General features: G+C 61.1%; 26 protein-coding genes. 8 read left to right on the top strand and 18 right to left on the bottom strand.

The features are described 5' to 3' along the window. The first annotated feature begins 1 nt into the window (after position 1). Positions 2–835, top strand: a complete 834-nt coding sequence (gene nudC / locus C4J93_RS15100; RefSeq protein ID WP_124429789.1) for an NAD(+) diphosphatase — start codon at positions 2–4, stop codon at positions 833–835. On the opposite strand, the gene C4J93_RS15095 is transcribed toward nudC, so the two are convergent. From C4J93_RS15095 to C4J93_RS15060, 8 genes are all read right to left on the bottom strand, one after another. Continuing rightward, on the bottom strand, positions 803–1,582 hold the full coding sequence (locus C4J93_RS15095; protein ID WP_124429788.1) for a TSUP family transporter: 780 nt from the start codon (positions 1,580–1,582) through the stop codon (positions 803–805). The genes nudC and C4J93_RS15095 overlap by 33 nt on opposite strands. A 177-nt stretch (positions 1,583–1,759) precedes the next feature. Continuing rightward, complete coding sequence (pcsA, locus tag C4J93_RS15090) at positions 1,760–2,476, bottom strand: phosphatidylcholine synthase (RefSeq protein ID WP_124363153.1); 717 nt, start codon at positions 2,474–2,476, stop codon at positions 1,760–1,762. Positions 2,477–2,624: 148 nt separating this feature from the next. Beyond that, positions 2,625–3,545: a class I SAM-dependent methyltransferase gene (locus tag C4J93_RS15085; RefSeq protein ID WP_124429787.1), complete on the bottom strand. Its 921-nt coding sequence runs from the start codon at positions 3,543–3,545 to the stop codon at positions 2,625–2,627. A 49-nt stretch (positions 3,546–3,594) separates the two neighbouring features. After that, positions 3,595–4,083 carry a DUF1289 domain-containing protein gene (locus C4J93_RS15080; RefSeq protein WP_124370948.1) on the bottom strand — a complete coding sequence of 163 codons (489 nt, stop codon included), beginning with the start codon at positions 4,081–4,083 and terminating at the stop codon, positions 3,595–3,597. Positions 4,084–4,214: 131 nt separating this feature from the next. Further along, entirely contained in the window at positions 4,215–5,465 is a 1,251-nt protein-coding gene (locus C4J93_RS15075) for a ribonucleotide-diphosphate reductase subunit beta (RefSeq protein ID WP_124367292.1), read from the bottom strand. 226 nt (positions 5,466–5,691) lie between these two features. Further along, the gene (locus C4J93_RS15070) at positions 5,692–6,408 is read right to left on the bottom strand and encodes an ABC transporter ATP-binding protein (protein ID WP_124429786.1); all 717 of its coding nucleotides are present in this window, start codon (positions 6,406–6,408) and stop codon (positions 5,692–5,694) included. Continuing rightward, positions 6,405–7,226: an ABC transporter permease gene (locus C4J93_RS15065; RefSeq protein WP_124429785.1), complete on the bottom strand. Its 822-nt coding sequence runs from the start codon at positions 7,224–7,226 to the stop codon at positions 6,405–6,407. Before C4J93_RS15065 ends, C4J93_RS15070 begins: the two co-directional genes overlap by 4 nt. A 10-nt stretch (positions 7,227–7,236) precedes the next feature. Continuing rightward, positions 7,237–8,193, bottom strand: a complete 957-nt coding sequence (locus tag C4J93_RS15060) for an aliphatic sulfonate ABC transporter substrate-binding protein (RefSeq protein ID WP_124429784.1) — start codon at positions 8,191–8,193, stop codon at positions 7,237–7,239. 315 nt (positions 8,194–8,508) lie between these two features. Between C4J93_RS15060 and C4J93_RS15055 the strand changes: the two genes are divergently transcribed. Then, positions 8,509–8,724, top strand: a complete 216-nt coding sequence (locus C4J93_RS15055) for a molybdopterin-binding protein (protein ID WP_003173733.1) — start codon at positions 8,509–8,511, stop codon at positions 8,722–8,724. A 20-nt stretch (positions 8,725–8,744) separates the two neighbouring features. Here the strand turns inward: C4J93_RS15055 and C4J93_RS15050 are convergent, their stop codons facing one another. Further along, a complete protein-coding gene (locus tag C4J93_RS15050) occupies positions 8,745–9,218 on the bottom strand; it encodes a hypothetical protein (RefSeq protein WP_124429783.1) in 474 nt (157 codons plus the stop codon). 295 nt (positions 9,219–9,513) lie between these two features. Beyond that, positions 9,514–10,659 (bottom strand): MalY/PatB family protein, encoded by a 1,146-nt coding sequence (locus C4J93_RS15045; protein WP_124429782.1) that lies wholly within the window; start codon positions 10,657–10,659, stop codon positions 9,514–9,516. A 191-nt stretch (positions 10,660–10,850) separates the two neighbouring features. Between C4J93_RS15045 and ggt the strand changes: the two genes are divergently transcribed. Further along, a complete protein-coding gene (gene ggt, locus C4J93_RS15040) occupies positions 10,851–12,575 on the top strand; it encodes a gamma-glutamyltransferase (protein ID WP_124429781.1) in 1,725 nt (574 codons plus the stop codon). 76 nt (positions 12,576–12,651) lie between these two features. Then, positions 12,652–13,446, top strand: coding sequence for an exodeoxyribonuclease III (xth, locus tag C4J93_RS15035; protein ID WP_124429780.1), 795 nt, complete (start codon positions 12,652–12,654; stop codon positions 13,444–13,446). Here the strand turns inward: xth and C4J93_RS15030 are convergent. Together C4J93_RS15030 and pnuC are read right to left on the bottom strand one after the other, a co-directional pair. Further along, positions 13,443–13,979, bottom strand: coding sequence for an AAA family ATPase (locus C4J93_RS15030; RefSeq protein WP_124430882.1), 537 nt, complete (start codon positions 13,977–13,979; stop codon positions 13,443–13,445). The two genes, xth and C4J93_RS15030, sit on opposite strands and share 4 nt — an antisense overlap. After that, on the bottom strand, positions 13,976–14,539 hold the full coding sequence (gene pnuC / locus C4J93_RS15025) for a nicotinamide riboside transporter PnuC (RefSeq protein ID WP_124429779.1): 564 nt from the start codon (positions 14,537–14,539) through the stop codon (positions 13,976–13,978). The genes C4J93_RS15030 and pnuC overlap by 4 nt, the downstream gene beginning before the upstream one ends. Positions 14,540–15,140: 601 nt before the next feature. Here pnuC and C4J93_RS15015 point away from each other — a divergent pair. Beyond that, the gene (locus C4J93_RS15015) at positions 15,141–17,396 is read left to right on the top strand and encodes an Orn/Lys/Arg decarboxylase N-terminal domain-containing protein (RefSeq protein ID WP_124429777.1); all 2,256 of its coding nucleotides are present in this window, start codon (positions 15,141–15,143) and stop codon (positions 17,394–17,396) included. 8 nt (positions 17,397–17,404) lie between these two features. Beyond that, on the top strand, positions 17,405–17,986 hold the full coding sequence (locus tag C4J93_RS15010) for a GNAT family N-acetyltransferase (protein ID WP_124370938.1): 582 nt from the start codon (positions 17,405–17,407) through the stop codon (positions 17,984–17,986). A gap of 25 nt (positions 17,987–18,011) precedes the next feature. On the opposite strand, the gene C4J93_RS15005 is transcribed toward C4J93_RS15010, so the two are convergent. Beyond that, positions 18,012–18,920 carry a LysR substrate-binding domain-containing protein gene (locus C4J93_RS15005; protein ID WP_124429776.1) on the bottom strand — a complete coding sequence of 303 codons (909 nt, stop codon included), beginning with the start codon at positions 18,918–18,920 and terminating at the stop codon, positions 18,012–18,014. A gap of 182 nt (positions 18,921–19,102) precedes the next feature. Here C4J93_RS15005 and C4J93_RS15000 point away from each other — a divergent pair, with 182 nt between their 5' ends. Beyond that, on the top strand, positions 19,103–19,441 hold the full coding sequence (locus C4J93_RS15000; RefSeq protein WP_124429775.1) for a hypothetical protein: 339 nt from the start codon (positions 19,103–19,105) through the stop codon (positions 19,439–19,441). A 48-nt stretch (positions 19,442–19,489) separates the two neighbouring features. Here C4J93_RS15000 and C4J93_RS14995 read toward each other — a convergent pair whose 3' ends face one another. Then, complete coding sequence (locus C4J93_RS14995; RefSeq protein WP_124429774.1) at positions 19,490–19,726, bottom strand: hypothetical protein; 237 nt, start codon at positions 19,724–19,726, stop codon at positions 19,490–19,492. A 226-nt stretch (positions 19,727–19,952) separates the two neighbouring features. Here C4J93_RS14995 and C4J93_RS14990 point away from each other — a divergent pair, with 226 nt between their 5' ends. After that, the gene (locus C4J93_RS14990; RefSeq protein WP_124363126.1) at positions 19,953–20,510 is read left to right on the top strand and encodes an NADPH-dependent FMN reductase; all 558 of its coding nucleotides are present in this window, start codon (positions 19,953–19,955) and stop codon (positions 20,508–20,510) included. 51 nt (positions 20,511–20,561) lie between these two features. On the opposite strand, the gene poxB is transcribed toward C4J93_RS14990, so the two are convergent. The 4 genes from poxB to C4J93_RS14970 form a co-directional block, all read right to left on the bottom strand. After that, positions 20,562–22,286: a ubiquinone-dependent pyruvate dehydrogenase gene (gene poxB / locus C4J93_RS14985; protein ID WP_124363125.1), complete on the bottom strand. Its 1,725-nt coding sequence runs from the start codon at positions 22,284–22,286 to the stop codon at positions 20,562–20,564. A gap of 879 nt (positions 22,287–23,165) precedes the next feature. Next, positions 23,166–23,660: a DUF934 domain-containing protein gene (locus C4J93_RS14980; RefSeq protein WP_124429773.1), complete on the bottom strand. Its 495-nt coding sequence runs from the start codon at positions 23,658–23,660 to the stop codon at positions 23,166–23,168. After that, a complete protein-coding gene (locus tag C4J93_RS14975; RefSeq protein WP_124429772.1) occupies positions 23,644–25,302 on the bottom strand; it encodes a nitrite/sulfite reductase in 1,659 nt (552 codons plus the stop codon). The genes C4J93_RS14980 and C4J93_RS14975 overlap by 17 nt, the downstream gene beginning before the upstream one ends. Positions 25,303–25,690: 388 nt before the next feature. Beyond that, on the bottom strand, positions 25,691–25,906 hold the full coding sequence (locus C4J93_RS14970; RefSeq protein ID WP_124367274.1) for a DUF2970 domain-containing protein: 216 nt from the start codon (positions 25,904–25,906) through the stop codon (positions 25,691–25,693). Between the last annotated feature and the right edge of the window lie 107 nt (positions 25,907–26,013).

The raw sequence follows: 26,013 nt of genomic DNA, 5'->3' as shown, positions 1-26,013 counted from the left end.
TATGACCCCAGGCTGGATTACCACAACGCTGCTGGACAATGACGCTGCCGGCGGCTGGGCCGTCGCCCGCAGCCGCGACGGCTTTTTGCAGGATGCCAATGGGCCTCTGTTCCCTCGGGAGTGGCTCAAGCGCCAGGACCTGTCGGTGTTTGCCGAACACGGCATCGGCCACCTCGATGGCGAGCCGGTGTACCTGCTGGAACTCGACAGCGCTGGCGAAGTACCGGGTTGCAGCTGGCAAGGCCTGCGCGGCTTTATGCTGCAAGGCGATCACACCCTGTACAAAGTGCTGGGCTATGCCGCGCAGGTCGGCACCTGGGCGCGCGAACATCGGTTCTGCGGCAGTTGCGGCCAGGCCATGGTGCAAGTGCCACGGGAGCGCGCGATGTACTGCCAACCCTGCGACCTGCGCAGCTATCCGCGGATTTCGCCGAGCATGATCGTGCTGGTGACCCGGGGCGATGAGGTTCTGCTGGCCCGTTCGCCGCGCTTTGTCACTGGGGTCTACAGCACCCTGGCCGGCTTTGCCGAGCCGGGTGAGTCGGCCGAAGACTGTCTGATCCGCGAAGTGCGCGAGGAAGTGCAGCTCGAGGTGAAGAACCTGCAGTACATGGGCAGCCAGTGCTGGCCGTTCCCGCATTCGATGATGCTGGGTTTCCATGCCGAGTATGCCGGTGGCGACATCGTGCCCCAGGCCGACGAGATCGAAGATGCGCAGTGGTTCAACATCCACGACCTGCCGCCGTTGCCGGCGTCACGCTCGATTGCGCGTTACCTGATCGACCTGTATGTGGCCCGTCGCTTAGGCCACGCTGAACCAATGCTGCCAGGCTAGGCGCACCGTCAGGCCGAGCACCACGGTGATGAATACCGGGCGAATGAACTTGGCGCCGCCGCTGATTGCGCTGCGCGCGCCAAAGAACGCGCCGCCCATCACCGAGATACCCATTGCCAGGCCGACGATCCAGTCCACCGAGCCGTTGATGATAAACACCGTCAGCGCCGCCGCATTGCTGACGAAGTTCATGCTGCGCGCCACGCCGCTGGCCTTCACCAGGTCGATCGGGTGCAGCAGCATGGTGCTCACGGTCCAGAACGCACCGGTCCCGGGCCCGGCCACGCCGTCGTAGAAGCCCAGGCCGAAGCCCTGGGTAGCCTGCCATTTCTTTTTGATCGGCGCCTCGGCGTCCAGCGGTGCCTTGGGCGTGCCGCCGAACAGCAGGTACACCCCGCAGGCGAACACGATCACCGGCAGCATCTTGTTCAGGGTCTCGGCGGGCAAATAGTGCGCGACCACAGCGCCGGTCAGCGCGCCGATCAAGGTACCGACGATGGCATGCACCCACTGGCGCGGGTGGAACAGCTTGCGGCGGTAGAACGTGAAGCTGGCGGTGGCCGAGCCAAAGGTGGAACTGAGTTTATTGGTGCCCAGCACCAGGTGCGGCGGCATGCCGGCGGTCAACAGGGCAGGGGTGGTAAGCAAGCCACCTCCGCCGGCGATGGCGTCGATAAAGCCGGCGATAAAAGCCACGACGGCGAGAATGGCGAGGGTAGTCAGGTCAACGCTGAGTTCGAAGGGCATGGGCAGGGCTTATTGTTGGGTGGGCACGCAGGCCCGCCATCTTACCTGCCGGATGTACGCATAACCAAATGTGGGAGGGGGCTTGCTCCCGATGGCGGTCTGTCAGTGACAAATAAGCTGACTGAACCACCGCCATCGGGAGCAAGCCCCCTCCCACATTTTACTGTGTTCGCCTGGCTATTTATGGGTGCCCATCCACTCCAGCGCGGTGCGCCAAATGCAAATACCCAGGAAGTACGCCGACATCAGCGACCATAACCCGAAGGTCCACGGGTTGGTGTTCGGATAATCCACCACCATCAGGAAGCTGCACAGCAACCAGATTGTGGTTACCGCGATATTGATCGGCATGAACCGCTTGACCCGGAACGGGTGCAGGAACTTCATCGGCGTCACGGTCAGCAGCGCCAGGCCGATTACGGTGAGCAAGGTGATCCAGGCGTCGGGCTGGATGATGTATACACACAAGGCCACCACGTTCCATGCCGCCGGGAAGCCGACGAAATAGTTGTCCTTGCTCTTCATGTTGACGTTGCAGAAGCAGAACAGCGACGACACTAGGATCACCGACACCGCAAACAGGTGGGTGAAGTCCGGCAGGTCGATATAGCGGTAGATAAACAGCGCGGGGATGAATACGTAGGTGAGGTAATCGATCACCAGGTCCAATACCGAGCCGTCAAAGCTGGGCAATACCGTGCTGACATTGACCCGTCGCGCCAGGGAGCCGTCGACGCCATCCACCACCAGTGCCAGGCCCAGCCACAGCAAGCAGGCCTTGGGGGAGTTTTCCAGCAGCGCCAGGGTGGCCAGGAATGCCAGTACCACACCGGTGGCGGTAAAGCCGTGGGCGCCCCAGGCTTTGATTCTGGCTACATGCAGGGTCGATATCACGGGCGGTTCTCCAAAGGGTCAAACGGGGCAGCCGACAGCGTAACGCTGTCGAGTCTGGCCGGGGAATGCAGGTATCGACCGGGAAGGCAGGGATAAGGTTCACCGCCCGGCGTATGCCCTAGCGTAGCAAGCGTAGGACTTTTCGGCATCAGCCTTGGCGAAACACCAGGGCCTTCAACCCGCTTTGCGGGTCGATATCCGGGAATTCCGGTGGGTTTGCCAGGCGTTCTACAAAGCGCAGGCCCGGTGCCTCGCGGGTGACGCCGTCGATCAGGAAGTCCTCGCCAAAGGCCGGATCGTTCATGCACGCCAGCACCGTGCCCTGGGCCGTGAGCAAATCCGGCAGGCGGCGCAGTACGCGCTGGTAATCCTTGGTCAACAGAAAGCTTCCTTTCTGAAAAGAGGGCGGGTCGATGATCACCAAGTCATAGGGGCCGCTGTTGGTGACTTTGGCCCAGGACTTGAACAGGTCATGGCCCAGAAAACTGACCTTGCTCAAGTCGTGACCATTCAGGCGATGGTTGTCGCGGCCACGGCTCAGGGCGCCACGGGCCATGTCCAGGTTCACCACATGGTCGGCGCCGCCTTCGATAGCGGCCACGGAGAATCCGCAGGTGTAGGCAAACAGATTAAGCACGCGCTGGCCCCTGGCCTGCTCGCGCACCCAGTTGCGCCCGTAACGCATGTCGAGGAACAGGCCGCTGTTCTGCTTTTTACCCAGGTCGATCAGGTAACGCAGGCCGCCTTCGGTGATGGTCAGCTCGTCGATGGCCTCGCCCACCAGCCACTCGGTGGTGCTTTGCGGCAGGTAGCGGTGTTGCAGCGCCACGGTATGGGCGCCGAAGCCGGCCCAGTCAATCTGCAACAACTGCTGCTTCAGGGCCTGCAGATGCTCGGTTTCCTTGAACAGCGCTACCAGCACCACGCCTTGCAGCCAGTCCACCGTCACCTGCTCAAGGCCCGGCCAGCAGCGGCCACGGCCGTGAAACAGGCGCCGGGTTTCAGCCGGAGCGCTGGCCAGGGCGGTGAGCAGATGGGCGTGCAAGATAGCGAGTGCGTCTGGGGTCATCGTTGAGCGTCAGTCGTTGAGCGGGCGGCATTTTAAACACAATTGCGCGTCAGAGCGTGGCGATCAGGGCTGGACCAAAGGAATCGCGCAGAAAAACCGGCGCGATATAGCGCTCGTAATGCGCCTCGGACAACAGGAAAAACTCCCGGTCAATCGCATCGCGCAGGTCCGTGAGGCTACGTTCACGAAACTCCGGCAGCAACGCCAACCCATAGGCGTCCAGCTTCGACATCACCCGCGCACCCCGCGCAATCAGCTGGTATGCCCAGCAATACGGCGACTGTTGCGGCATGAAGCGAATCTTGCGGTCTTCCAGTTGTTGGCGCAGACGCTGCGGGTCGACCACTTCCAGCTTGCTGGCCATGACCTGCACCAGCAACTGCTCGAGGCGCAGCCACACCGCGTGTTTTTCCTCGGCGTTATAGCCGTTCCACTGGATCACTTCGTGGTGGTAACGCTTGCAGCCCCGGCAGACCAGGTCACCGTAGACGGTGGAACACAGGCCTACACAGGGCGTCTTGATGGTTTGGTTGGGCATAAAGGGCAATTTCGTTTCCAAGGTGGGAGGGGGCTTGCTCCCGATAGCAGTGGTTCAGTTAAAGCAGCTGTGACTGATACACCGCTATCGGGAGCAAGCCCCCTCCCACATGTTGGATCTGTGCTGTTAAATCAATCCCAGCTCAACGCGCCGCCGGTCTGATACTCGATCACACGGGTCTCAAAGAAATTCTTCTCTTTCTTCAAGTCCATGATCTCGCTCATCCACGGGAAAGGGTTAGTCGTCCCTGGATACTCTTCCTTCAACCCAATCTGCGACAGCCGACGATTCGCGATGAACTTGAGGTAATCCTCCATCATCGCCGCATTCATGCCGAGCACACCGCGCGGCATGGTATCGCGCGCATATTCGATCTCCAGTTGGGTCCCTTGCAGGATCATCTGGGTCGCTTCTTCCTTCATCTCGGCATCCCACAAATGCGGGTTTTCGATTTTGATCTGGTTGATCACATCGATCCCGAAGTTCAGGTGCATCGACTCATCGCGCAGGATGTACTGGAACTGCTCGGCGACGCCGGTCATTTTGTTGCGGCGGCCCATGGAGAGGATCTGGGTGAAGCCGCAATAGAAGAAGATGCCTTCCAGCACGCAGTAGTAGGCGACCAGATTGCGCAGCAGTTCCTTGTCGGTGTCGACGGTGCCGGTTTCGAACTTGGGATCGGAGATCGAGCGGGTGTACTTCAGGCCCCAGGCCGCTTTCTTGGCGACCGATGGAATCTCGTGGTACATGTTGAAGATCTCGCCTTCATCCATGGCCAGCGATTCGATGCAGTACTGGTAGGCGTGGGTATGGATCGCTTCTTCGAAGGCCTGGCGCAGGATGTACTGGCGGCACTCCGGGTTGGTGATCAGGCGGTACACGGCCAGCACCAGATTGTTGGCGACCAACGAATCCGCCGTGGAGAAGAAGCCCAGGTTGCGCATGACGATGCGGCGCTCGTCGTCGGTCAGGCCTTCGGGGTCTTTCCACAGGGCGATGTCGGCGGTCATGTTGACCTCTTGCGGCATCCAGTGGTTGGCGCAGCCGTCGAGGTATTTCTGCCAGGCCCAGTCGTACTTGAAGGGCACGAGTTGGTTGAGGTCGGCGCGGCAGTTGATCATGCGTTTTTCGTCAACGGCGACGCGGGCGGAGGCGCCTTCGAGTTCGGCGAGGCCTTCGGCGACGTCGAGTTTGTCCAGGGCGGCCTTGGCGCGCACGATGGCGGCGGAGTCATTGGCGGTGACGGCGCGGGCTTCGATGGCGGCGGCAGCGCCGGCCCCGTCGAGGCGGTCCATGTTGGCTTCGGTGGCGTGGCCGGCGTTGGCGCCTTTGATCACGGGGGCAACGCTGTCTTCGCTGTCGACTTCATCCCAACTCAGCATCGAAATACTCCTTCCTGATCTGTTTTGACGGTGCGTGGAACCGTCCAAAAAATATGCGGTTTGCAGGCTTCAAGGCATTGAAATACGGCGCATAGTGTGGTCGGAAATTACCGAGGCTGCACACTATATAGTGGTCCGTTCTGTTTGTGGGCACACTATATGGTGTGTGGCGGCGATGGTCAACGCGCAAGTCGGAGCCTGGGCGTTGACCGCTGGAAGGGAAAACTCAGATGACGCGGGCGTGTTGCAGCTCGGTCAGGCACAGCGCCTTGAGCCGAGCCAGCGACGGATCGCGCCGGTCCCGCGGGTGCGGCAAATCCACCGCCAGCACCTGGCGAATGCTGCTGGGCCGATTGCCCATCACCAATACCCGGTCGCTGAGGTACAGCGCCTCGTCCACATCATGGGTCACCAGCAGCAAGGCGATGGCATGGTGTTCGGCCAGTTGCAGCAGCAGGTCCTGCAGCTTCATGCGCGTGAACGCATCCACGGCGCTGAACGGTTCATCCAGCAGCAACACCTGCGGCCGTGAATACAGGCCCCGTGCGATCGCGACCCGTTGCGCCATGCCGCCGGACAACGCCTTGGGCAGCGCCTGGGCAAAACCCGTGAGGCCGACTTCTTCGATCAACTGCGTGACCCAGGCCTTGTCGTAGTGATTGTCCGCGCTGAATCCGATGTTTTGCTCCACCGTAAGCCAGGGCATCAACCGTGGTTCCTGGAACACGAAGGCCACCTCGCCGTTGGGGCTGCGCAGTTCGCCCTGATAGTCGTTGTCCAGTCCCGCGACAATGCGCAACAAGGTGCTTTTGCCGCAGCCGCTGGGCCCCAGCAGGCTCACGGCTTCGCGCGGTTGCAGGGCCAGGCGCACATCGTTCAAGACGGCGGCGCTGTCGAAGCTTTTGCGCACAACGTGAATGTCCAGCAGCGGTTGCACACTCATTGTCCGGCTCCCTGGAAGGTGTCGCGCCAGGCCAGGCAGCGCTTTTCCAGTGCTGCGAGCAGGCCATCGCTGACCTTGCCGAGCAGCGCCAGCACGATGATCGCCGCCAGCACGATATCCGGCCGCGAGGTTTCCCGCCCATCGCTGAGCAGGTAACCCAGCCCTTTGGTGGCCGCGATCAACTCGGCCGCCACCAGAAACATCCAGGCCAGGCTCAGGCCGCTGCGCAACCCGGTAAACAGGCCGGGCAGGGCCGCCGGTAATAGGACGCGACGTACCAGGCGGCGCCGATTGAACCCATACATTTGCCCGACTTCCACCAGCTTGCGATCGATATCGCGGATGGCCGCAACGCCATTGAGGTACACCGGGAAGAACGCGCCAATCGCGATCAGCACGATCTTGGAGGTCTCGTCGATGCCCAGCCACAGCAGCAGCAATGGCACCCAGGCCAGGCTCGGGATTGAGCGCAACCCGGCGAAGGTCGGCTCCAGATAGGCCTCGGCTTCGCGGCTCAAGCCCACCCAGGCGGCGGATACCAAGGCCAGGCTCGCACCAATGGCAAAACCCAGCAGTACCCGCACCAGGCTGGCGCTGATGTGTTTCCACAGGGAGCCTTCGGCGAGGTCCGCCAGCGTCACGGCGATCTCGCTGGGCGCCGGCATCTGGTACGAGGGCAGCCAGCCCGCGCGCACCACCGCCTCCAGCACCAGCAGAATCAGTACTGGCAACACCAGGCCCTTGAGCCGTTGCGGCCAGGCGCTGCGCTTGATCTGCCGTGGCGGGGCGAGTGGCAGGGCTTGGGTTTTGCTGGTCATCACGCGCTCCTTAGCGGCCGAGCGAGGTGTCGAGCAACTGGTCGATCACCTGGTCCACGTTCACCCCTTTGCGCACCAGCTCTTCGGACACCAGGATCGGCGCCGCGGCCTTGGAGGCGAGCACATCCTTGCTGCTCAAGAACGGCGTGCTCAGGTCGGTACGCGACAGCTGCAGCTTGGCCACTTCCAACGGCAGGCCGGATTCATCGGCGAGCAGCTTGGCGAACTCATCCGGGTGCTTGACCGCCCAATCCCGGGCCTTTTCATAGGCGCCCAGTACCGTGGTGATGGTCTGCGGATGCGCCTTGGCGAACTGCTCGGTGACGCTGACCACGCCGTAGCTGTTGAAGTCCTTGTTGCGATACAGCAGGCGCGAACCGGCCTGGATCTGGCTGGCGGCCATATGCGGGTCGAGGCCGGCCCAGGCGTCAACGTCACCTTTTTCCAGGGCGGTGCGGCCGTCCGGATGCTGCAGGTGCACCAGTTCCACATCGTCCTTGTTCAGCCCGGCCTGTTGCAGGCTGCGCAGGGTGAACAGGTAGGGGTCGGTGCCTTTGGTAGCGGCGATTTTCTTGCCCTTGAGGTCGGTGACGCTGTTGAAGGGCGAATCTTTGCGCACCACCAGGGCCGTCCACTCGGCGCGGCTGTACACATACACCGATTTGATCGGGCTGCCGTTGGCCCGGCTCAGCACTGCGGACAAACTGGCGGAAGAGGCGAAATCCACGCCGCCGCTGTTGAGGTATTCCAGCGAACGGTTACTGCCCTGGCTCAATACCCAGCCTACCTTGGAATTCGGCAAGGCTTGTTCAAGCCAACCAAAATGCTTGAGCACCAGGCTGACGGGCGAGTAGTAGGCGTAGTCGAGATTGACTTTTGCCGGATCGGTGTCGGCGGCCTGGGCCATTGGTTGCAGGCACAGGGCGAGGGCGCATGCGCCAAGTAAGCGTTGGGCGAAGGGTTTCATGGAACAGCTCCGGGCAGGTGGGCGTTTAGAGTTTTCTTATATTCAGAAAATTAGTTTGCATGCTCCATCATGCTTTTCAGGAATATGCAGTCTCTGTGCCATCTGCGTTGTCGCGTGTTTGCGCGTGTGTGCCGAGTGGAGGCTGTGGCGGATGCAGGCAGATTGTTGAAGTGCTGTTGGCTGGGCAACAGTTTGCATATATCAATATCGAATAAATAAATAGTTATATATTCCTTTTATTGTTCTTTCCGAAAGCGCATTTTGAGTGCCTGCGCATTCGTGCGGATTGACTCAACAGCCAAAAGGAAAGCCGACATGACCATTAAAGCGATCAATGTGCGCAACCAGTTCAAGGGCGTGATCAAGGAAATCCTGCTGGGTGAAGTGGTGTCGGAGATCGACGTGCAAACCGCGTCCGGCATCGTCACGTCGGTGATCACCACCCGCTCGGTGCGTGACCTGGAGTTGAAGGTGGGCAGTGAAGTGATTGCCTTTGTGAAATCCACCGAAGTGTCCATCGCCAAGCTTTAAAAAGCCTCAGGCGGGCGCTTTCAGTCGACGCGATCAAACACGCTGGCGACGTCTTCGCGACTGAGTACCCCTTTACCGGGTCCGTCGAGCAATTTGAAGGTGCCATCGGCATTGATTGTGATGCCGGTGGAACTGGCCAGAGTCACTGCCGCGTCTGAGCGGCCGATGAGCAGGTCCCGTAGCGGCTGCTCGCCGTGCAGGGTTTGCCCGATGGTCGTTGCCATGCCTTGCAGGGAACTTGAATTCACCCCGGCTACCAGGATCACATGACTGTTCTTGTCCAGCGATGCCTGCAATCTGTGCATCAATGCTCGAGTATCGCTATTTCCCGGATTCAGGCCCAGTTCCAGATTGCTGCCGGTAAGATGCATCAAGGTGCGATTCTGGTAGGTGGATCCATTCCAGCCGGTGAGCACTGCCAGCGCCGAGCAGTCCGACAACCCGCGGGTAGCGAGCGGGTCGTGGCCTCCATTCAAAGAGACTGACCGGCCCATTTCAACCTCCACAATCTTGAGGCCTGAACGCGTGCTGGGCGGGTTAGCCAGAGGATGTTTCAGCCCCACAAAGCGCATCAATCGATGCGATGCGGTGGAGGCAGCGGCCTTTAGAGCCGAGCCCGTTGGTGCAGGTTCGCACGGTGACGGGTTCGGCTTGAATGATTCTGTGAATTGCACAGGGCCGTTGGTTGCAGGGCGTGTCGACAGCATAGGGCGCAAAGCTCCGAGAAGGTTCAGCCGCACAAGGGGATTCCCTTGAGTGCTGAAAAAGCCTTCTACGGTTCCAACCCATTCAGCGGTTTTTCAGGCTGCGTTCCATACGTTGCAGACCCTCTTCCAGCATCGACCGTGGGCAGCCGAAGTTCAGGCGCACGAACTGCTGGCTGTCATCGCCGAACTCAATGCCGGCGCTCAACCCGACCTTGGCCTGTTCCAGGAAGAACTGCTGCGGGTCTTCCAGGCCCAGGGCGCTGCAATCGAGCCAGGCGAGGAAGGTGCCTTGTGGTGCATGCATCACCACGCCGGGCAGGCGGGTGTGCACGGCATCGAGCAGGTAATCACGGTTGGCTTGCAGGTAGTGCTTCAGCGCGTCGAGCCAGGCGCCGCACTCGCTGTAGGCGGCGCGGGTGGCTTCCAGGCCCAGGGGGCTGACGCTGTCGACCATGCCGCAACGGGCCTGGTTGAAACGCTCGCGGATTTCGGCATTCTGCACCACGGCGAAACAGGTCTTCAGGCCGGCCACGTTATAGGCCTTGCTCGCCGACATCAGGGTGATGGTGCGCTGCGCAATCTCTTCGCTGAGGCTGGCAATCGGGATATGCCGATGGCCGTCAAAGCACAGCTCGGCGTGGATCTCGTCACTGATGATCAGCGCACCGCTTTCCAGGCAGGCGTTGGCCACGGCCAGCAGTTCTGCATGGGGGAAGACTTTGCCGATGGGGTTGTGCGGGTTGCTCAACAGCAGCGCACCGGCGCCGCTCAGTGCCTGGCGCAGCGCCGGCAGGGGCGTGCGGTATTCGCCCGCTATGCACTCGAACGCTACTTCGATGCGTGGCAGATTCCAGTGGCCGGGCGCCAGGCGAATCGGCCGGTAGTTGGGGGTTTGCAGCACCACCGGCTGGCCTGGCTGGACAAACGCGTGCAAGGCCATATTGAAACCCGGCTCGACGCCCGGCAGGAACAGCAGTTCATCCGGTTGCACGCGCCAGGCGTACTTGGCCCACAGGTCGGCGATGATCGCCTCGCGCACATCCGGGCCGGCGACGCTGTAGCCGAGCACCTGCTGGTCGAGGCGCGCATGCAATGCCTGAAGGATGGCAGGAGGGGCGGCGATGTCCATGTCGGCGATCCACATTGGCAAGACGTCTTGCGGGTAGCGGTTCCACTTGGTGCTGCCGGTGCCGAGGCGTGGGTGGATCGTGTCGAAATCAAAGCTCATGGAGGGGCTCGTATGAGGCGGCGAATAAAGAGTGGCGCTGATTCTAGCGCCATTAGATTTATAGGCCAGTGCTGATTGTTTCAGGTAGCCGTTCCATGACCGACAGCTTCTGTAACAAAAACGCCATCGCGCTGGGGATTGAATAAGGGAAGGGCTATTTTGGTGCATCTCAATAAATAGAGTAGCCATGGATGAAATACCAACCCTTCAGCCGCACCTTAATTGCCACTGCCCTGGTGTTGACGGTCAGTGGCGTGCACGCCGCTTCCCAGGCCCCGGTGGCCGGTGAAAATGGCATGGTGGTCACCGCCCAGCATCTGGCCACTCAGGTCGGCGTGGAGGTGCTCAAGGCCGGCGGTAACGCGGTGGATGCGGCGGTGGCCGTGGGCTATGCGCTGGCGGTGGTGTACCCGGCGGCGGGCAACCTGGGCGGCGGCGGTTTCATGACCGTGCAGCTGGCGGACGGGCGCAAGACCTTTCTCGACTTTCGCGAAAAAGCCCCGCTGGCGGCCACTGCCGATATGTACCTGGACAAAGACGGCAATGTCGTCGAAGGCCTGAGCGCCAAGGGCCACCTGGCCGTCGGTGTACCTGGCACTGTCTCCGGCATGGAGTTGGCGCTGAGCAAGTACGGCACCCTCAAGCGCGCCCAGGTGATCGCGCCGGCGATCAAACTGGCGGAGAACGGCTTTGCCCTGGAGCAGGGCGATGTCGACCTGCTGCACACCGCCACCGGCGAATTCGAGAAAGACCAGGACCTGCGCGGGATCTTCCTGCATAACGGCCAACCGATGCAGGTCGGCCAGAAACTGGTGCAGAAGGACCTGGCCAGGACCCTCAAGGAAATTTCCGCCAAGGGCAGCGATGGCTTCTACAAAGGCTGGGTCGCCAAGGCAGTGGTGGATTCCAGCCAGGCCGGTAAGGGCCTGATCACCCAGGCTGACCTGGACACCTACAAGACCCGCGAACTGGCGCCTATCGAGTGCGATTACCGTGGCTACCATGTGGTCTCGGCGCCGCCGCCAAGCTCCGGCGGCGTGGTGATCTGCCAGATCATGAACATCCTCGAAGGCTATCCGATGGCGGACCTGGGGTACCACTCGGCCCAGGGCTTGCACTACCAGATCGAAGCGATGCGCCACGCCTATGTAGACCGCAACAGCTACCTCGGCGACCCGGATTTCGTGAAGAACCCGATCGCCCATCTGCTGGATAAAAATTACGCGGCGAAACTGCGCGACGCGATCGAGCCACACAAGGCCGGGGACTCCCAGGCGATCAAGCCGGGCGTGTCGCCCCATGAAGGCAACAACACCACCCACTATTCCATCGTCGACACTTGGGGCAACGCCGTTTCCGTCACCTACACCCTCAATGACTGGTTTGGCGCGGGCGTGATGGCGAGCAAGACCGGAGTGATCCTCAACGATGAAATGGACGACTTCACCGTCAAGGTCGGCGTGCCGAACATGTACGGCCTGGTCCAGGGTGAAGCCAACGCCATTGCGCCGGGCAAGGCGCCGCTGTCGTCGATGAGCCCGACTATCGTGACCAAGGATGGCAAGACGGTGATGGTGGTGGGCACGCCAGGCGGCAGCCGCATTATTACCGCGACCTTGCTGACCATCCTCAATGTCATCGACTACAAGATGAACATCCAGGAGGCCGTGGATGCGCCACGCTTCCACCAGCAGTGGATGCCGCAGACCACCAACCTTGAAACCTTCGCGGTCAGCCCGGACACCCAGAAGATCCTCGAGAGCTGGGGGCATAAATTCGCCGGTCCCCAGGACGCCAACCACCTGGCCGCGATCCTGGTGGGCGCGCCGGCGCTGGGTGGCAAGCCGGTGGGCAACAACCGTTTCTATGGCGCGAATGACCCGCGTCGCAACACCGGCCTGTCGTTGGGTTACTGACGCCGACTCGCTCGCGCATGGAACATCTGCGGCATTTCGGGGCTCTATCCCAAGAGCCCCGAAAGGACCCCACCCCATGAAAGCGCTGAAAATCGCCACCTTCAACATCAACGGTATTCGTGCCCGTCTGCCCAACCTGCTGCAATGGCTGGCCCGCGAGCAGCCGGACATCGTCTGCCTGCAAGAACTCAAGGCGCCGGAAAGCCTGTTTCCCTATGCTGATTTCGAAGCGGCCGGCTACGGCGCGATCTGCCTGGGCCAGGCTTCGTGGAACGGTGTGGCGATTCTGGCCAAGGACGCGCAACCGCTGGAAAGCCGGCGGGGCCTGCCCGGTGACGAGGGCGACCAGCAAAGCCGCTATATCGAGGCGGCCGTGCACGGCGTGTTGGTCGGCTGTTTGTACCTGCCCAACGGCAACCCGCAACCGGGGCCTAAATTCGACTACAAGCTGGCCTGGTTCGAACGCCTGATCGACTATGCCCAGGCGTTGCAAACCAGTGATCACCCGGTGGTGCTGGCCGGGGATTTCAATGTGGTGCCCACCGACCTGGACATCTACAACCCACGCTCCTGGCTCAAGGACGCGCTGTTGCAACCCGGGAGCCGCGCCTGCTATCAACGCCTGCTTGACCAGGGCTGGACCGACTCAGTGCGTCATTTGTACCCCGAAGAGCGGGTGTATACGTTCTGGGACTATTTCCGCCAGCACTGGCAGAAAAATTCCGGCCTGCGCATCGACCACCTGTTGCTCAACCCGGCGCTCAAGCCCTATCTCAAGGACGCGGGCGTCGATGCCTGGGTGCGTAACGAGGCGCATGCCAGCGACCACGCGCCGACCTGGATTCAGCTCGGCACGCGCAAAAAGCGTTAACCGATCGTTGTCGCCCCAAGCAAGCGCTCGACCGCGGCAAACGCTGCGTTCCGGCGCGCTTGCCAGTCTCCCCGGATCACCACCACAGGCTGTTGGTGCGCATGCAGCCAGTCCAGGCTGGCCTGGAAGAACGCTCGGCGGTCGGCCAGGTCGGGTTGGCAGCGCTGGCCGTCGGCGCTCCATTCCACGTCTTCGGGCGACAACAGCAGATGCAGGTCGTAGTGACGGGCCAGCAGTTCGCTGTCGAGCCAGATGGGGCAGTCGCCGAACAGGGTCTGGCTCCAGAGTGTGTTGGTCAGCAGGTGGGTGTCGAGGATCAGCAAATCAGGCTGTGCTGCGCGGGCGGCGTCTTCCCAGGCCAACTGGCCCTGGGCAATCGCCGGGATATCCGCCAGGCAGGTATCGCGCTGGTGGTGGTCGATGAAATAGCGCACGTATTCACCCACCATCAGCCCGCCGAAGTGCGCGTGCAGCTCAGCCGCCAGCCAACTTTTGCCGCTGGATTCAGGGCCCGCCAGTACCACCACTTTCATGCGTGCAACGCCGGGTCGGCGCGCCATTCACGCCAGCCCTGCACGGCGATAATGGTGAACAGCGCGTAGAGCGCGGCGGTGAGGTAGAGGCCTTTGTAGAGGAATAGCCCGACGAAAATCACATCCACCACGATCCACAGCGGCCAGCACTGCACGCGTTTTTGCGCCATCCACAACTGCGCTACCAGGCTGAAACCCGTCAGGGCCGCGTCGAGCCAGGGTTGGGCTGCGTCGGTCCAGTGGGCCATGGCGGCGCCGAGCAACAGGCTGAACACCGCGCCGACGACCAGGGCGGTCAAGATCGCCGGCCAGCTCAGGCTGCTGACCTGACGGCCTTGCTTGACCGCGCCGGCACGGGTCCATTGCCACCAGCCGTAGACTTGCAGCACGGCGTAGACCCCCTGCAGCAACATGTCGGAATACAGCTTCACGTCAAAGAACACCCAGGTATAGAGCAACACCATCACCAGGCCGATAGGCCAGCACCAGGGGTTCTGCTTGACCGTCAGCCACACAGCGATCACCCCCAGGGCGGCGGCGAACAGTTCAAGCCCGGACATGGCGATTCCTTGGGAGAGTGGAAGAGGGCGCTGATTGTACCTACAGGTCATCCATCCTCAAACAGCGGAGGGCAAATGTGGCAATGGGCGGGTTCCCGAAGGCTGGGGATCAGTCGCTGGTGGCGGTGACTGACACACTGCCATCGGGGCATAGGTATCTACACAACTTTGTAGCAGCCTACGGTAACCACGATGCGAAGCGAGTCGCTCTTGATCTTGCTTTTGATCTAGGCGACCCCCCAAATCACTGTCGGATTACGGGCACACCGAGCCTGGGCGAGGTGCCGAGTGGTTCCAAAGTGATCCGCCGTCAGGGCGGAACCCTAAGCCGCCGTTACCGCAGCAACGGATATGTACTCGCTCTGATCCAACATCCTGGTCGGCTGTCAGGCCGCCATCGGGGGCAAGCCCCCTCCCACATTTGGAGCGGGGGGCGGCAGTTAGAGAGGCTTCTGCTGCTGAGCCGTCACAGGTTTAGGGCCGCGCGAAAGTTGTGTAGATACCTGCGACAATTGATCTTCATTGTCTGTGAAAATCTTCATTCGCCACTTTCGCTTCCAGCTTCTACCCTGAGTGCAAGCCCTCAGGAGTAGGAGCGCCCATGTACAAAGACCTGAAGTTTCCCGTCCTTATCGTGCACCGCGACATCAAGGCCGACACCGTTGCCGGTGATCGGGTTCGAGGCATCGCCAGGGAGTTGGAGCAGGAGGGCTTCAGTATCTTTTCCGCCGTGGACTACGCCGAAGGGCGATTGGTGGCGGCCACCCACCACGGCCTTGCCTGCATGCTGATCGCCGCCGAGGGCGCCGGGGAAAATACCCATTTGCTGCAAAACATGGTCGAGCTGATCCGCCTGGCGCGTGTGAGGGCGCCCAACCTGCCGATCTTCGCGCTGGGCGAGCAAGTCACCCTGGAAAACGCCCCGGCGGATGCCATGAGCGAACTCAACCAGTTGCGCGGCATCCTGTATCTGTTCGAAGACACCGTACCGTTTCTCGCGCGCCAGGTCGCGCGTGCGGCGCGCGCCTACCTCGATGGTTTGTTGCCGCCGTTCTTCAAGGCCCTGGTGCAACACACCGCCGACTCCAATTACTCCTGGCACACCCCGGGCCACGGCGGTGGCGTGGCGTATCGCAAAAGCCCGGTGGGGCAGGCGTTTCACCAGTTCTTCGGGGAGAACACGTTGCGTTCGGACTTGTCTGTCTCGGTCCCCGAGCTGGGTTCGCTGCTCGATCACACCGGGCCGCTGGCGGAAGCCGAAGCCCGCGCGGCGCGCAATTTTGGCGCTGACCACACGTTTTTCGTGATCAACGGCACCTCCACCGCCAACAAGATCGTCTGGCACTCCATGGTCGGTCGCGATGACCTGGTCCTGGTCGACCGCAATTGCCACAAGTCGGTACTGCATTCGATCATCATGACCGGCGCGATCCCCTTGTACCTGTGCCCGGAGCGCAACGAGCTGGGGATCATCGGCCCCATCCCCTTGAGCGAATTCAGCGCCGACTCGATCCGCGCCAAGATCGACGCCAGCCCGCTGACCCATGGCCGCCCAGCGAAGGTAAAGCTGGCGGTGGTCACCAACTCCACCTACGACGGCCTGTGCTACAACGCCGAGCTGATCAAGCAGCAACTGGGTAACAGCGTCGAGGTGCTGCACTTCGATGAGGCCTGGTATGCCTACGCGGCGTTCCACGAGTTTTTCGCCGGGCGCTACGGCATGGGTACCTCGCGCACGCCGGACAGCCCGCTGGTGTTTACCACGCACTCCACCCACAAGCTGCTCGCGGCCTTCAGCCAGGCGTCGATGATTCACGTGCAGGACGGCGGAGCGCGGCAACTGGACCGTGACCGCTTCAACGAAGCGTTCATGATGCATATTTCCACCTCGCCGCAATACAGCATCATTGCCTCCCTGGACGTGGCGTCGGCGATGATGGAAGGCCCGGCGGGTCGCTCGCTGTTGCAGGAAATGTTCGATGAGGCCCTGAGTTTCCGTCGTGCGCTGGCCAACCTGCGTCAGCATATCGCCGCTGATGACTGGTGGTTTTCGATCTGGCAGCCGCCGTCGGTGGCCGGTATCGACCGGGTCGTCACTGCGGACTGGCTGCTGCACCCTCAGGATGACTGGCATGGTTTTGGCGACGTGGCTGAAGATTATGTGCTGCTGGACCCGATCAAAGTCACCCTGGTAATGCCCGGCCTCACCGCCGGCGGCGCCTTGAGCGATCGCGGGATTCCCGCCGCCGTGGTCAGCAAGTTTCTCTGGGAGCGCGGCCTGGTGGTGGAAAAAACCGGGCTGTATTCTTTCCTCGTGCTGTTTTCCATGGGCATCACCAAAGGCAAATGGAGTACCTTGCTCACCGAGTTGCTGGAATTCAAACGCAGCTATGATGCCAATACCAGCCTGGCCAGTTGCCTGCCCTCGGTGTTTGCCCAGGGGCCGATACGTTATCAGGGCTTGGGGTTGCGCGACCTGTGCGACCAGTTGCACAGTTGTTATCGCAGCAACGCGACGGCCAGGCATCTGAAGCGCATGTATACGGTGTTGCCGGAGATTGCGATGAAGCCGGCCGATGCCTACGACCAGTTGGTCAGGGGCGAAGTGGAAGCGGTATCCATCGATGCCTTGCCAGGACGCATCGCAGCCGTGATGCTGGTGCCGTATCCGCCGGGTATTCCGCTGATCATGCCGGGCGAGCGCTTTACCGAGTCAACCCGTTCGATCATCGACTATCTGGCGTTTGCCCGGACGTTCGATAGCAGTTTTCCCGGTTTTGTCGCCGATGTGCATGGGTTGCAACACGAAGATGACGGCAGTGGTCGTTGTTACACCGTCGATTGCATCAAAGGTTAAGGAACGTTATGCAAGCTGTCATGAACCCGAAGTATCCAGGGCTCAGTGTGCGAGTCGCCGACGAAGGCTTCGACGCTTATGTATGGGGCAATGACTTCAGTTTTGAGGTCAGTGCCTACGGTGTGCCGCAGATGGGCAAGCGGGTCGATCAATGGCCGGTGGAGCGCATCCTGCCGTACCGCAAGTGTTACGGCATCGACCCTGAAGAATTCGCCAGCTTTCGCAATGCGGCCGACAGCGCGGTCTTCATGGCGTATCTGGATGATCGCGCGGTAGGCCACGTTGTGATCAGTACCAACTGGAACGGCTTTGCCCATGTCGACGAGTTGGCGGTGGCGCTGCCTGCGCGGCGTCACGGTGTCGCCAAGGCGCTGTTGGACGTGGCGCAGTTCTGGGCACGCAAGAAGAACCTGCCGGGCATGATGCTCGAAACCCAGAACAACAACCTCGGTGCCTGTCGCCTGTATGAACGTAGCGGGTACGTGATGGGGGGCATCGATCAACTGCGCTATCGCGGCATCGACCCGCAAACCCGCGAGGTGGCGATTTTCTGGTATCGGCTGTTCAAGAGCGAAGTCGAATCGATCTGAGACGGTGTAGCACGTCAGCTTGCGTCTACAGGGGCTTGGTATCGTTGGACAGCAGGTTCTCGGCCTTTTGCGTGACGATCTCCATCAGTGCATTCAGGGCCGGTGAAGCGGCCCCGTCCTGCAGGGCCAATGCATACAGGTTGACGCTGATCGGGGGTGATATCGGGCACACATCCAGCCCCGCGTCCCGCGCACCGAAGGCGGTGAACGGGTCGACCACCGCCAGGCCTTCTCCCGCCTCGACCATGCTGCGCATCATCTGGTACGTCTGTACCCGCGTCTGCACCACCGGCAGCGGGCGCAGGGCCTGCAGCTTGGCGTCCAGCAGACGACTCAGCGGGTCGTGGCCTTCCAGGCCAATCATTGACTGTCCCGCCAGATCCTGCAGCGCAATGTACTTCTGCTTGGGTTTCAGCCAGCCATGGGGGGCGAGCAATTGAAGTTTGCCTTGGGCCAGCACGCGACTCTGAATGTGTGGGTGTTCCGGGTCATGCAGGCTCAGGCCCACATCGGTCTCATGCAGCAACAGGCGCCTGACGATCTCCCGGGTCGGCTGGCTCGACAGGTTGCACGGCGTATCCTGGAACCGTCGGCGCAGCAGGGCGATGCTCTGGGGCAGTAATTGGTTGGCCAGCGGCGGGGTGCACAGCACACGCAAGGTCGGCGCGTGATGGTGTTTCAAGCGGCTGGCCAGGCGCTGTATCGGCTCAAGCGCGTCGTACAGGGGGGCGATTTGCGCTTGCAGCTCCAGGGTTTCACGGGTGGCTTGCAGGCGCCCGCGGACACTGGCAAACAGCATGAAGCCCAATTGCAGTTCGGCATCCTTGAGCGTGGCGTCTACCTCGCCCACGGGGAGTTGCAACCACTCGGCGGCCGTGCCGAGGTGTCCGGTCTGCAAGATGGCCTGAATCACTTCGATATGACGTAAACGCATGGCCGGAGTCTATGTGCAGTGGGTTGGGGATTCAATGGCGCAGGTCCCCGTGCGCAAAAAAGACTGCACGGGTCGCCCCTGCCTATGGCGTTAAGCCAGGACCTCACTAGAATGAGGCGTCTGATCAGCAACGACCAATGCCGGGTACCCGGTACTTACAACAAAAACAGGTCTGGTCTCAAATGCCTCTACCCTCGACGCTTTTCGGGGTAACGGCCAAGCAATTCCTGGTCCTGGTGACCGTGGGGTGCCTGGCGGCTTACTTCTTCAATAATCACGATGAATACGCGCCGGAAAACCTCGCACTCGAAGCGTTTATCCGTTCCCAGGAACAGGTGGGCGAGCAAGTGGGCGCGGTGCTCGGTATGACGTTGATCAGGCAGGTGGAGGCGTATCCCGCTTACGATCGGTCGGGCTACAAGCGTTCGATGTATGCGGTGGAAGGGGAGAGAGGGCAGTTGGTGGTGACGCTCAAGCAAGGCGAGCAGGGCATTGAAGTAACGGAAATCCGCAGCCCGTAAGCACCCCAGCCCAGTCGCCGGGACTGGGCAGGTGGACAGGACGAAATCTTATGACACGCTGGTGGTTTTGGATTCGCGGACGATAATCGTGCCCGACTGGATCAATTTGAACTCATCACCTTCCAGTTTTTCTACACGGTCGCCAATGGCCAGCTTGTAGGAGGTGGTAGGCGCCGAGCCAGCCAGGTCGCCTTGCGCCGGGTTGGATTCCTGGAACTCATGCACTGAATAGACGCGGCCTTCCGCGTCTCTGGCATGAAACTGTCCGACTAATACTGCTGCCATCTGTTTAGAACCTCTGGAGATAAACACTCGATTTGCGGTTCTGTAGACCGTCAGTGAGCGGGGTAGTTTACCTATAAGAAAAAAATACTATTCGTTTAAAGTTTCAGATGTTTCCTACGCTGTCGCGTGCGTGGCGACTTCTTGGGCATTCGCAAAACACTCTGGTGCACGCGCCGCGAAGCCTTTATAACTACTCGCTCCTTTAGTCACACGTCGGGAAACCTCAATGAGCAAGGTCTACACGATTGCCGTCCTGGTTGGCAGCCTGAGAAAAGAGTCGATCAACCGCAAGGTCGCCCTGGCATTGGCCGAACTGGCCCCCGCCAACCTCAAGTTGAATATTGTCGAGATCGGCGATCTGCCGCTCTACAACGAGGACATTGAAGGTGCGGCAGCGCCCGAAGCCTACAGTACTTTCCGCAAACAGGTGAGTTCATCCGACGCAGTGCTGTTCGTGACCCCGGAATACAACCGTTCCGTGCCCGCGCCGTTGAAGAATGCCATCGACGTAGGCTCTCGCCCTTATGGGCAGAGTGTCTGGGGCGCGAAGCCGGGGGCGATCATCAGCGTGTCGCCGGGCGCCATGGGTGGCTTTGGTGCCAACCATCACCTGCGCCAGTCTTTGGTGTTTCTGGATGTTTGGTGCATGCAAACGCCGGAAGCCTACCTGGGCGGCGCGGGCAGTGTGTTCGACGAGGCGGGCAAGCTGTCGGAGAAGACCAGGCCGTTCCTGCAAGCGTTTATCGATGCGTTCGGCCAGTGGGTCGAAAAACAAAAGGGCTGAATTGACAAGGCGTCCTGGTGTGGGAGGGAGCAGGCTCCCTCCCACAGGGCATCATCGCAGCCAGTTGGTGCGTGCCAGCTCGATCACTTCATCGCCACGCCCGCTCATCACGGCCTTGAGCATATACAGGCTGAACCCCTTGGCCTGTTCCAGCTTGATGCTTGGCGGCATCACCAGCTCTTGAGTCGCGGTGACCACATCCACCAGCACCGGGCCGTCGTGGGCCAGGGCGCGGCGCAGGGCCGGCTCCAGGTCTTCGGATTGCTCCACACGGATCCCCAGGATGCCCATGGCGTTGGACATGGCCGCGAAGTCCGGGTTTTTCAGCTCGGTTCCGGTGTCCAGGTAGCCTGCCGCCTTCATCTCCATCGCGACGAAACCCAGTGACGCGTTATTGAACACGATCAGTTTCACTGGCAGGTTCAATTGCGCCAGAGAAATGAAATCCCCCATCAACATGGTGAAACCGCCGTCGCCAGACATCGAGATCACCTGGCGCCCAGGGAATGCCGCCTGTGCGCCGATGGCCTGGGGCATGGCGTTGGCCATCGAGCCGTGGTTGAACGAGCCGATCAGCCGGCGCTTGCCGTTCATTTTCAAATAGCGCGCGGCCCATACGGTCGGTGAGCCGACATCGGCGGTGAAGATCGCGTCGTCATCGGCAAGCTCGCTGAGCAGGCGTGCCACGTATTGGGGGTGGATCGGCCGATCTGCCTTGGACGGTTGCGCCAGGTCATCCAGACCCTGGCGGGCTTTTTCGTAGTGCTTCAGGGATGTTTCGAGAAAGCTGCGATCCGTCTTGCGGGTCAGGCGTGGCAGCAACGCATCGAGGGTTTCACTGACATCGGCGGCGATGCCCAGGTCCAGGGTCGTACGTCGTCCCAGGGCCTGAGGGTCGCGGTCGACCTGAACGATCGTCGCGTCGGTCGGGTAGAACTGGCGGTAGGGGAAGTCGGTGCCGAGCATGATCAGGGTGTCGCAATCAAGCATGGCGTGGTAACCGGAGCTGAACCCGATCAGGCCGGTCATGCCGACGTCGAACGGGTTATCCCACTCCACATGCTCCTTGCCGCGCAGCGCGTGCACCACCGGCGCGCCGAGGGCATCGGCCAGCGCGACCACTTGGTCATGGGCGCCGGCGCAACCGCTGCCGCACAGCAGGGTGACTTTCTCACTGCGCTGGAGGATCTCGCTCAGCCGCTGCAGATCGGCCTCTGCCGGCAAGGTGCGCGGTGCATGCAGCGCCGGCCAGGGCTTGAGCTTGTCCTCCACTTCCAGCAGCGAGACATCCCCGGGGATCACCACCACCGCCACGCCCCGATTGAGGATCGCCGAACGCATGGCGCGATGCAGCACCTGGGGCATCTGCTCGGGGTTGCTCACCAGTTCGATGAAATGGCTGCACTCCTTGAACAGCTCCTGGGGATGGGTTTCCTGGAAGTAGTTCAGGCCGATCTCCGAGGACGGAATTTGCGCGGCAATCGCCAGCACCGGTACATGGTTGCGATGGCAATCGAACAACCCATTGATCAAGTGCAGGTTGCCCGGCCCGCAACTGCCGGCGCACACCGTCAGCTCACCGGTGGCAGCGGCTTCGGCGCCGGCAGCGAACGCGGCCACCTCTTCGTGGCGCACATGCATCCACTCGATGCTGTCCATGCTGCGCAGGGCGTCGGTGAGGCCATTGAGGCTGTCGCCGGTCAGGCCCCAGATGCGCTTGATACCCGCCTGTTCAAGGGTGGTTGCCAACTGCTGGGCCAGGTTGATTTTCGCCATGAAGAACTCCAATCGTCAGTGAGATGAATAACTGCTGATCAGTAGAGGACAGTTCGATCACGGCGAATGCTCCGCCTCTAATGTGAAGATTGCGTCATGGCTGCGCGGTATTGGCGGGTGCGTCGATTGAGAAACCATTGGTCACTTAACTGTGTTCGCCTGGCTATATGTGGGTTGCTATCTATTCCGACGTCGTGCGCCCGCCGCAAAATCTGCCGGATGTACGCAGATCCAAATGTGGGAGGGGGCTTGCCCCCGATGACGGCGTGTCAGTACCACCTAGGCTGGCTGATCCATCGCTATCGGGAGCAAGCCCCCTCCCACATGTTTAACCGTGTTCGGCTGGCTATTTGTGGGTTCCCATCGACTCCAGCGTAATGCGCCAGATACAAAATCTGCCGGATGTACGCAGATCCAAATGTGGGAGGGGGCTTGCCCCCGATGACGGTGTGTCAGTCCCACCTAAGCTGGCTGACCCACCGCAATCGGGGGCAAGCCCCCTCCCACATGTTTAACCGTGTTCGCCTGGCTATATGTGGTGCTATCTATTCCGACGTCGTGCGTCCGCCGCAAAATCTGCCGGATGTACGCAGATCCAAATGTGGGAGGGGGCTTGCCCCCGATGACGGTGTGTCAGTCCCACCTAAGCTGGCTGACCCACCGCAATCGGGGGCAAGCCCCCTCCCACATGTTTAACCGTGTTCGCCTGGCTATATGTGGTGCTATCTATTCCGACGTCGTGCGCCCGCCGCAAAATCTGCCGGATGTACGCAGATCCAAATGTGGGAGGGGGCTTGCTCCCGATGGCGGTGTGTCAGTCCCACCTAAGCTGGCTGACCCACCGCAATCAGGAGCAAACCCCCTCCCACATTTTTTTACTCAGCGGCGCCGGAATAGCGGCAGCGGCTCATCCGTTGCAGCCTGGTACGTCACCGAAAAGTCTTTAAGGCTTTCCAGCGCTTCGTACGGGTCTTTGTCGGCGCGCAAGGCGAAGGCATCGAAGCCGCAGCGGCGCAGGTAGAACAGTTGGTCGCGCAGCACGTCGCCAATCGCCCGCAGTTCACCCTTGTAGCCATAGCGCTCACGCAGCAGGCGGGCGTTGGAGTAGTTGCGTCCGTCGGTAAAGGCCGGGAAGTTCAGGGCGATGACCTGGAAATGCTCCACGTCATCACCGATCTCCTCGGCTTCTTCATCGGTGTCCAGCCACACGCCCAGGCCGCCGTCGCGGGCCTTGAGGGCGTGGCCGTGTTCGCGCCACAGGGCCAATGGGACGATCAGGTCGTCGCAGTTGGAAATGCCGTCGAAGCTCGCGTCCTTGGGCAGCAAGTGCCAGGTTTCGTCGACGACTTCGTTGTGCTTAATGATTCGCTGCATAGACGCGCTCCTTGAACAGGTCAATGCCAATGCGCTGGTAGGTGTCGATGAAACGCTCATCTTCGGTGCGCTGTTCGATGTACACGTCGATCAGCTTGCCGATCACCTCGGGCATGGCTTCCTGGGCGAAGGACGGGCCGAGGATTTTGCCCAGGCTCGCCTCGCGGCTGGCGCTGCCACCCAGGGACACTTGATAGAATTCTTCTCCTTTCTTGTCCACGCCCAGGATGCCGATGTGGCCGACGTGGTGGTGGCCGCAGGCGTTCATGCACCCGGAGATGTTCAGGTCCAGCTCGCCGATGTCGAACAGGTAGTCCAGGTCGTCGAAACGGCGCTGGATCGATTCGGCGATCGGGATCGACTTGGCGTTGGCCAGGGAGCAGAAGTCGCCGCCCGGGCAGCAGATGATATCGGTCAACAGGCCGATGTTCGGCGTAGCGAAACCGCCTTCGCGCAGTTCGCCCCACAGGGTGAACAGTTGGCTCTGCTCGACGTCCGCGAGAATGATGTTCTGCTCGTGGGAGGTGCGCAGCTGGCCGAAGCTGTAGCGGTCGGCCAGGTCGGCGACGGCGTCCAGCTGCTTGTCGGTGATGTCGCCCGGTGCCACGCCGGTGGGTTTGAGCGACAGGGTCACCGCCACATAGCCCGGTTGTTTATGCGCCAGGGTATTGCGCGTGCGCCAGCGGGCGAAGCCCGGATGCTGCTGGTCGAGTGCCGCGAGCTCGGCGTCCTGATTGCTCAGGGTTTTGTATTCGGGGTCGACGAAGTGCTCGGCCACGCGCTGCACTTCGGCTTCGGTCAAGGTCGTCTGGCCGCCGCGCAGGTGTTCCATTTCGGCGTCGACTTTCTGCGCGAACACCTCAGGGGTCAGCGCCTTGACCAGGATCTTGATCCGGGCCTTGTACTTGTTGTCGCGGCGACCATAACGGTTGTAAACCCGCAGGATCGCGTCGAGGTAGCTCAGCAGGTCCTGCCACGGCAGGAACTCGTTGATGAAGGCGCCGACCACCGGGGTACGCCCCAGGCCGCCACCCACCAACACCCGGAAACCCAGCTCGCCGGCGGCGTTGTGCACCGGCTCCAGGCCGATGTCGTGGACTTCGATGGCGGCGCGGTCCGACGTCGAGCCATTGATGGCGATCTTGAACTTGCGCGGCAGGTAGGCAAATTCGGGATGGAAGGTGGTCCATTGACGCACGATTTCACACCAGGGACGCGGATCGATCACTTCATCGAAGGCGACGCCGGCGAATTGGTCGGTGGTCACGTTACGCAGGCAGTTACCGCTGGTCTGAATGGCGTGCATCTGCACGGTCGCCAGTTCAGCGAGGATGTCCGGCACGTCCTCCAGGGCCGGCCAGTTGAACTGCACGTTCTGGCGGGTACTGATGTGGGCGTAGCCTTTGTCGAAGTCGCGGGCGATCTTGGCCATCATGCGCGTCTGGCGCGAGGTCAGCTGGCCATAGGGCACAGCCACCCGCAGCATCGGCGCAAAGCGCTGAACATAAAGGCCATTTTGCAGGCGCAGAGGGCGGAACTCTTCTTCGCTCAGTTCACCTGCTAAGTAGCGTCGGGTCTGATCACGGAACTGCTTGACGCGGTCCTCGATGATGCGCTGATCGTATTCGTCGTATACGTACATATAGGTCCTGTTCTCGGCAAATCTGCGCGCACGGCCGCGCACTCCCAACGGAGCCGGCGCACGATACCAGTTTGCGTTTATGCGCAAAAGTGATGTTTGAGTATATGCACATAACCAAAATGACTAATGGGAAGGGTTATTGCGATATCCACATTTGTCATAGGGGCAAGTCTGGTCTTTACTGGTGTCGAGTCTTAGGGCAATCACCTATAAAACCGACAAGAGGCGATGCGATGAGCAATTCGACAAAAATACGTAAACCCGACAGCACCGTGGATGCCTGGGCGATTCTGTTCCTGATTATCCTTGTGGTGGGCACCGCTGTGTTCTGGGTCAGCCACCAGTAAGTCATCCCTTCAGCTTGCAGTCCTTGCCGCCTCGGCCGGCTTCATACCCCGGCCAGGTGCAGCACCAGCTTGACAATGCCAAACAGCGTCAGCGCAAACACTGCCGTGAATACAATACCCATTATCACGAAGTGGCTCGGCTTGCCGTGAGTGAAGTCGCGGGCGCGGTTCTTGCCGCTTTGCACGCCAAAGGCGGCGGCCATGACGCTGTGGAGCATCTGCCAGAACGTAGGCGGTTTGTGCTGTGGGTCGTCCATGGATTCCTCGCAATGAGGTGCGACTGAGTGAGGTACGACAAAGCATAGCCGAGCCCCCGCGCAGCGGCGGTTGAAATAGCTAACGGGCTGACCATGCAGGGGCCAGG

The sequence above is a fragment of the Pseudomonas sp. R2-37-08W genome (assembly GCF_003851705.1).
Lineage (GTDB): Bacteria > Pseudomonadota > Gammaproteobacteria > Pseudomonadales > Pseudomonadaceae > Aquipseudomonas.
This window is presented reverse-complemented; position numbering and strand designations above follow the sequence as displayed.

Bases quoted from the DNA above. Each gene is read 5' to 3' on its own strand.
- nudC (WP_124429789.1), top strand. From the start codon at position 2: ATGACCCCAGGCTGGATTACCACAACGCTGCTGGACAATGACGCTGCC.
- C4J93_RS15095 (WP_124429788.1), bottom strand. From the start codon at position 1,582: ATGCCCTTCGAACTCAGCGTTGACCTGACTACCCTCGCCATTCTCGCC.
- C4J93_RS15085 (WP_124429787.1), bottom strand. From the start codon at position 3,545: ATGACCCCAGACGCACTCGCTATCTTGCACGCCCATCTGCTCACCGCC.
- C4J93_RS15080 (WP_124370948.1), bottom strand. From the start codon at position 4,083: ATGCCCAACCAAACCATCAAGACGCCCTGTGTAGGCCTGTGTTCCACC.
- C4J93_RS15075 (WP_124367292.1), bottom strand. From the start codon at position 5,465: ATGCTGAGTTGGGATGAAGTCGACAGCGAAGACAGCGTTGCCCCCGTG.
- C4J93_RS15070 (WP_124429786.1), bottom strand. From the start codon at position 6,408: ATGAGTGTGCAACCGCTGCTGGACATTCACGTTGTGCGCAAAAGCTTC.
- C4J93_RS15065 (WP_124429785.1), bottom strand. From the start codon at position 7,226: ATGACCAGCAAAACCCAAGCCCTGCCACTCGCCCCGCCACGGCAGATC.
- C4J93_RS15060 (WP_124429784.1), bottom strand. From the start codon at position 8,193: ATGAAACCCTTCGCCCAACGCTTACTTGGCGCATGCGCCCTCGCCCTG.
- C4J93_RS15055 (WP_003173733.1), top strand. From the start codon at position 8,509: ATGACCATTAAAGCGATCAATGTGCGCAACCAGTTCAAGGGCGTGATC.
- C4J93_RS15050 (WP_124429783.1), bottom strand. From the start codon at position 9,218: ATGGGCCGGTCAGTCTCTTTGAATGGAGGCCACGACCCGCTCGCTACC.
- C4J93_RS15045 (WP_124429782.1), bottom strand. From the start codon at position 10,659: ATGAGCTTTGATTTCGACACGATCCACCCACGCCTCGGCACCGGCAGC.
- ggt (WP_124429781.1), top strand. From the start codon at position 10,851: ATGAAATACCAACCCTTCAGCCGCACCTTAATTGCCACTGCCCTGGTG.
- xth (WP_124429780.1), top strand. From the start codon at position 12,652: ATGAAAGCGCTGAAAATCGCCACCTTCAACATCAACGGTATTCGTGCC.
- C4J93_RS15030 (WP_124430882.1), bottom strand. From the start codon at position 13,979: ATGAAAGTGGTGGTACTGGCGGGCCCTGAATCCAGCGGCAAAAGTTGG.
- pnuC (WP_124429779.1), bottom strand. From the start codon at position 14,539: ATGTCCGGGCTTGAACTGTTCGCCGCCGCCCTGGGGGTGATCGCTGTG.
- C4J93_RS15015 (WP_124429777.1), top strand. From the start codon at position 15,141: ATGTACAAAGACCTGAAGTTTCCCGTCCTTATCGTGCACCGCGACATC.
- C4J93_RS15010 (WP_124370938.1), top strand. From the start codon at position 17,405: ATGCAAGCTGTCATGAACCCGAAGTATCCAGGGCTCAGTGTGCGAGTC.
- C4J93_RS15005 (WP_124429776.1), bottom strand. From the start codon at position 18,920: ATGCGTTTACGTCATATCGAAGTGATTCAGGCCATCTTGCAGACCGGA.
- C4J93_RS15000 (WP_124429775.1), top strand. From the start codon at position 19,103: ATGCCTCTACCCTCGACGCTTTTCGGGGTAACGGCCAAGCAATTCCTG.
- C4J93_RS14995 (WP_124429774.1), bottom strand. From the start codon at position 19,726: ATGGCAGCAGTATTAGTCGGACAGTTTCATGCCAGAGACGCGGAAGGC.
- C4J93_RS14990 (WP_124363126.1), top strand. From the start codon at position 19,953: ATGAGCAAGGTCTACACGATTGCCGTCCTGGTTGGCAGCCTGAGAAAA.
- poxB (WP_124363125.1), bottom strand. From the start codon at position 22,286: ATGGCGAAAATCAACCTGGCCCAGCAGTTGGCAACCACCCTTGAACAG.
- C4J93_RS14980 (WP_124429773.1), bottom strand. From the start codon at position 23,660: ATGCAGCGAATCATTAAGCACAACGAAGTCGTCGACGAAACCTGGCAC.
- C4J93_RS14975 (WP_124429772.1), bottom strand. From the start codon at position 25,302: ATGTACGTATACGACGAATACGATCAGCGCATCATCGAGGACCGCGTC.
- C4J93_RS14970 (WP_124367274.1), bottom strand. From the start codon at position 25,906: ATGGACGACCCACAGCACAAACCGCCTACGTTCTGGCAGATGCTCCAC.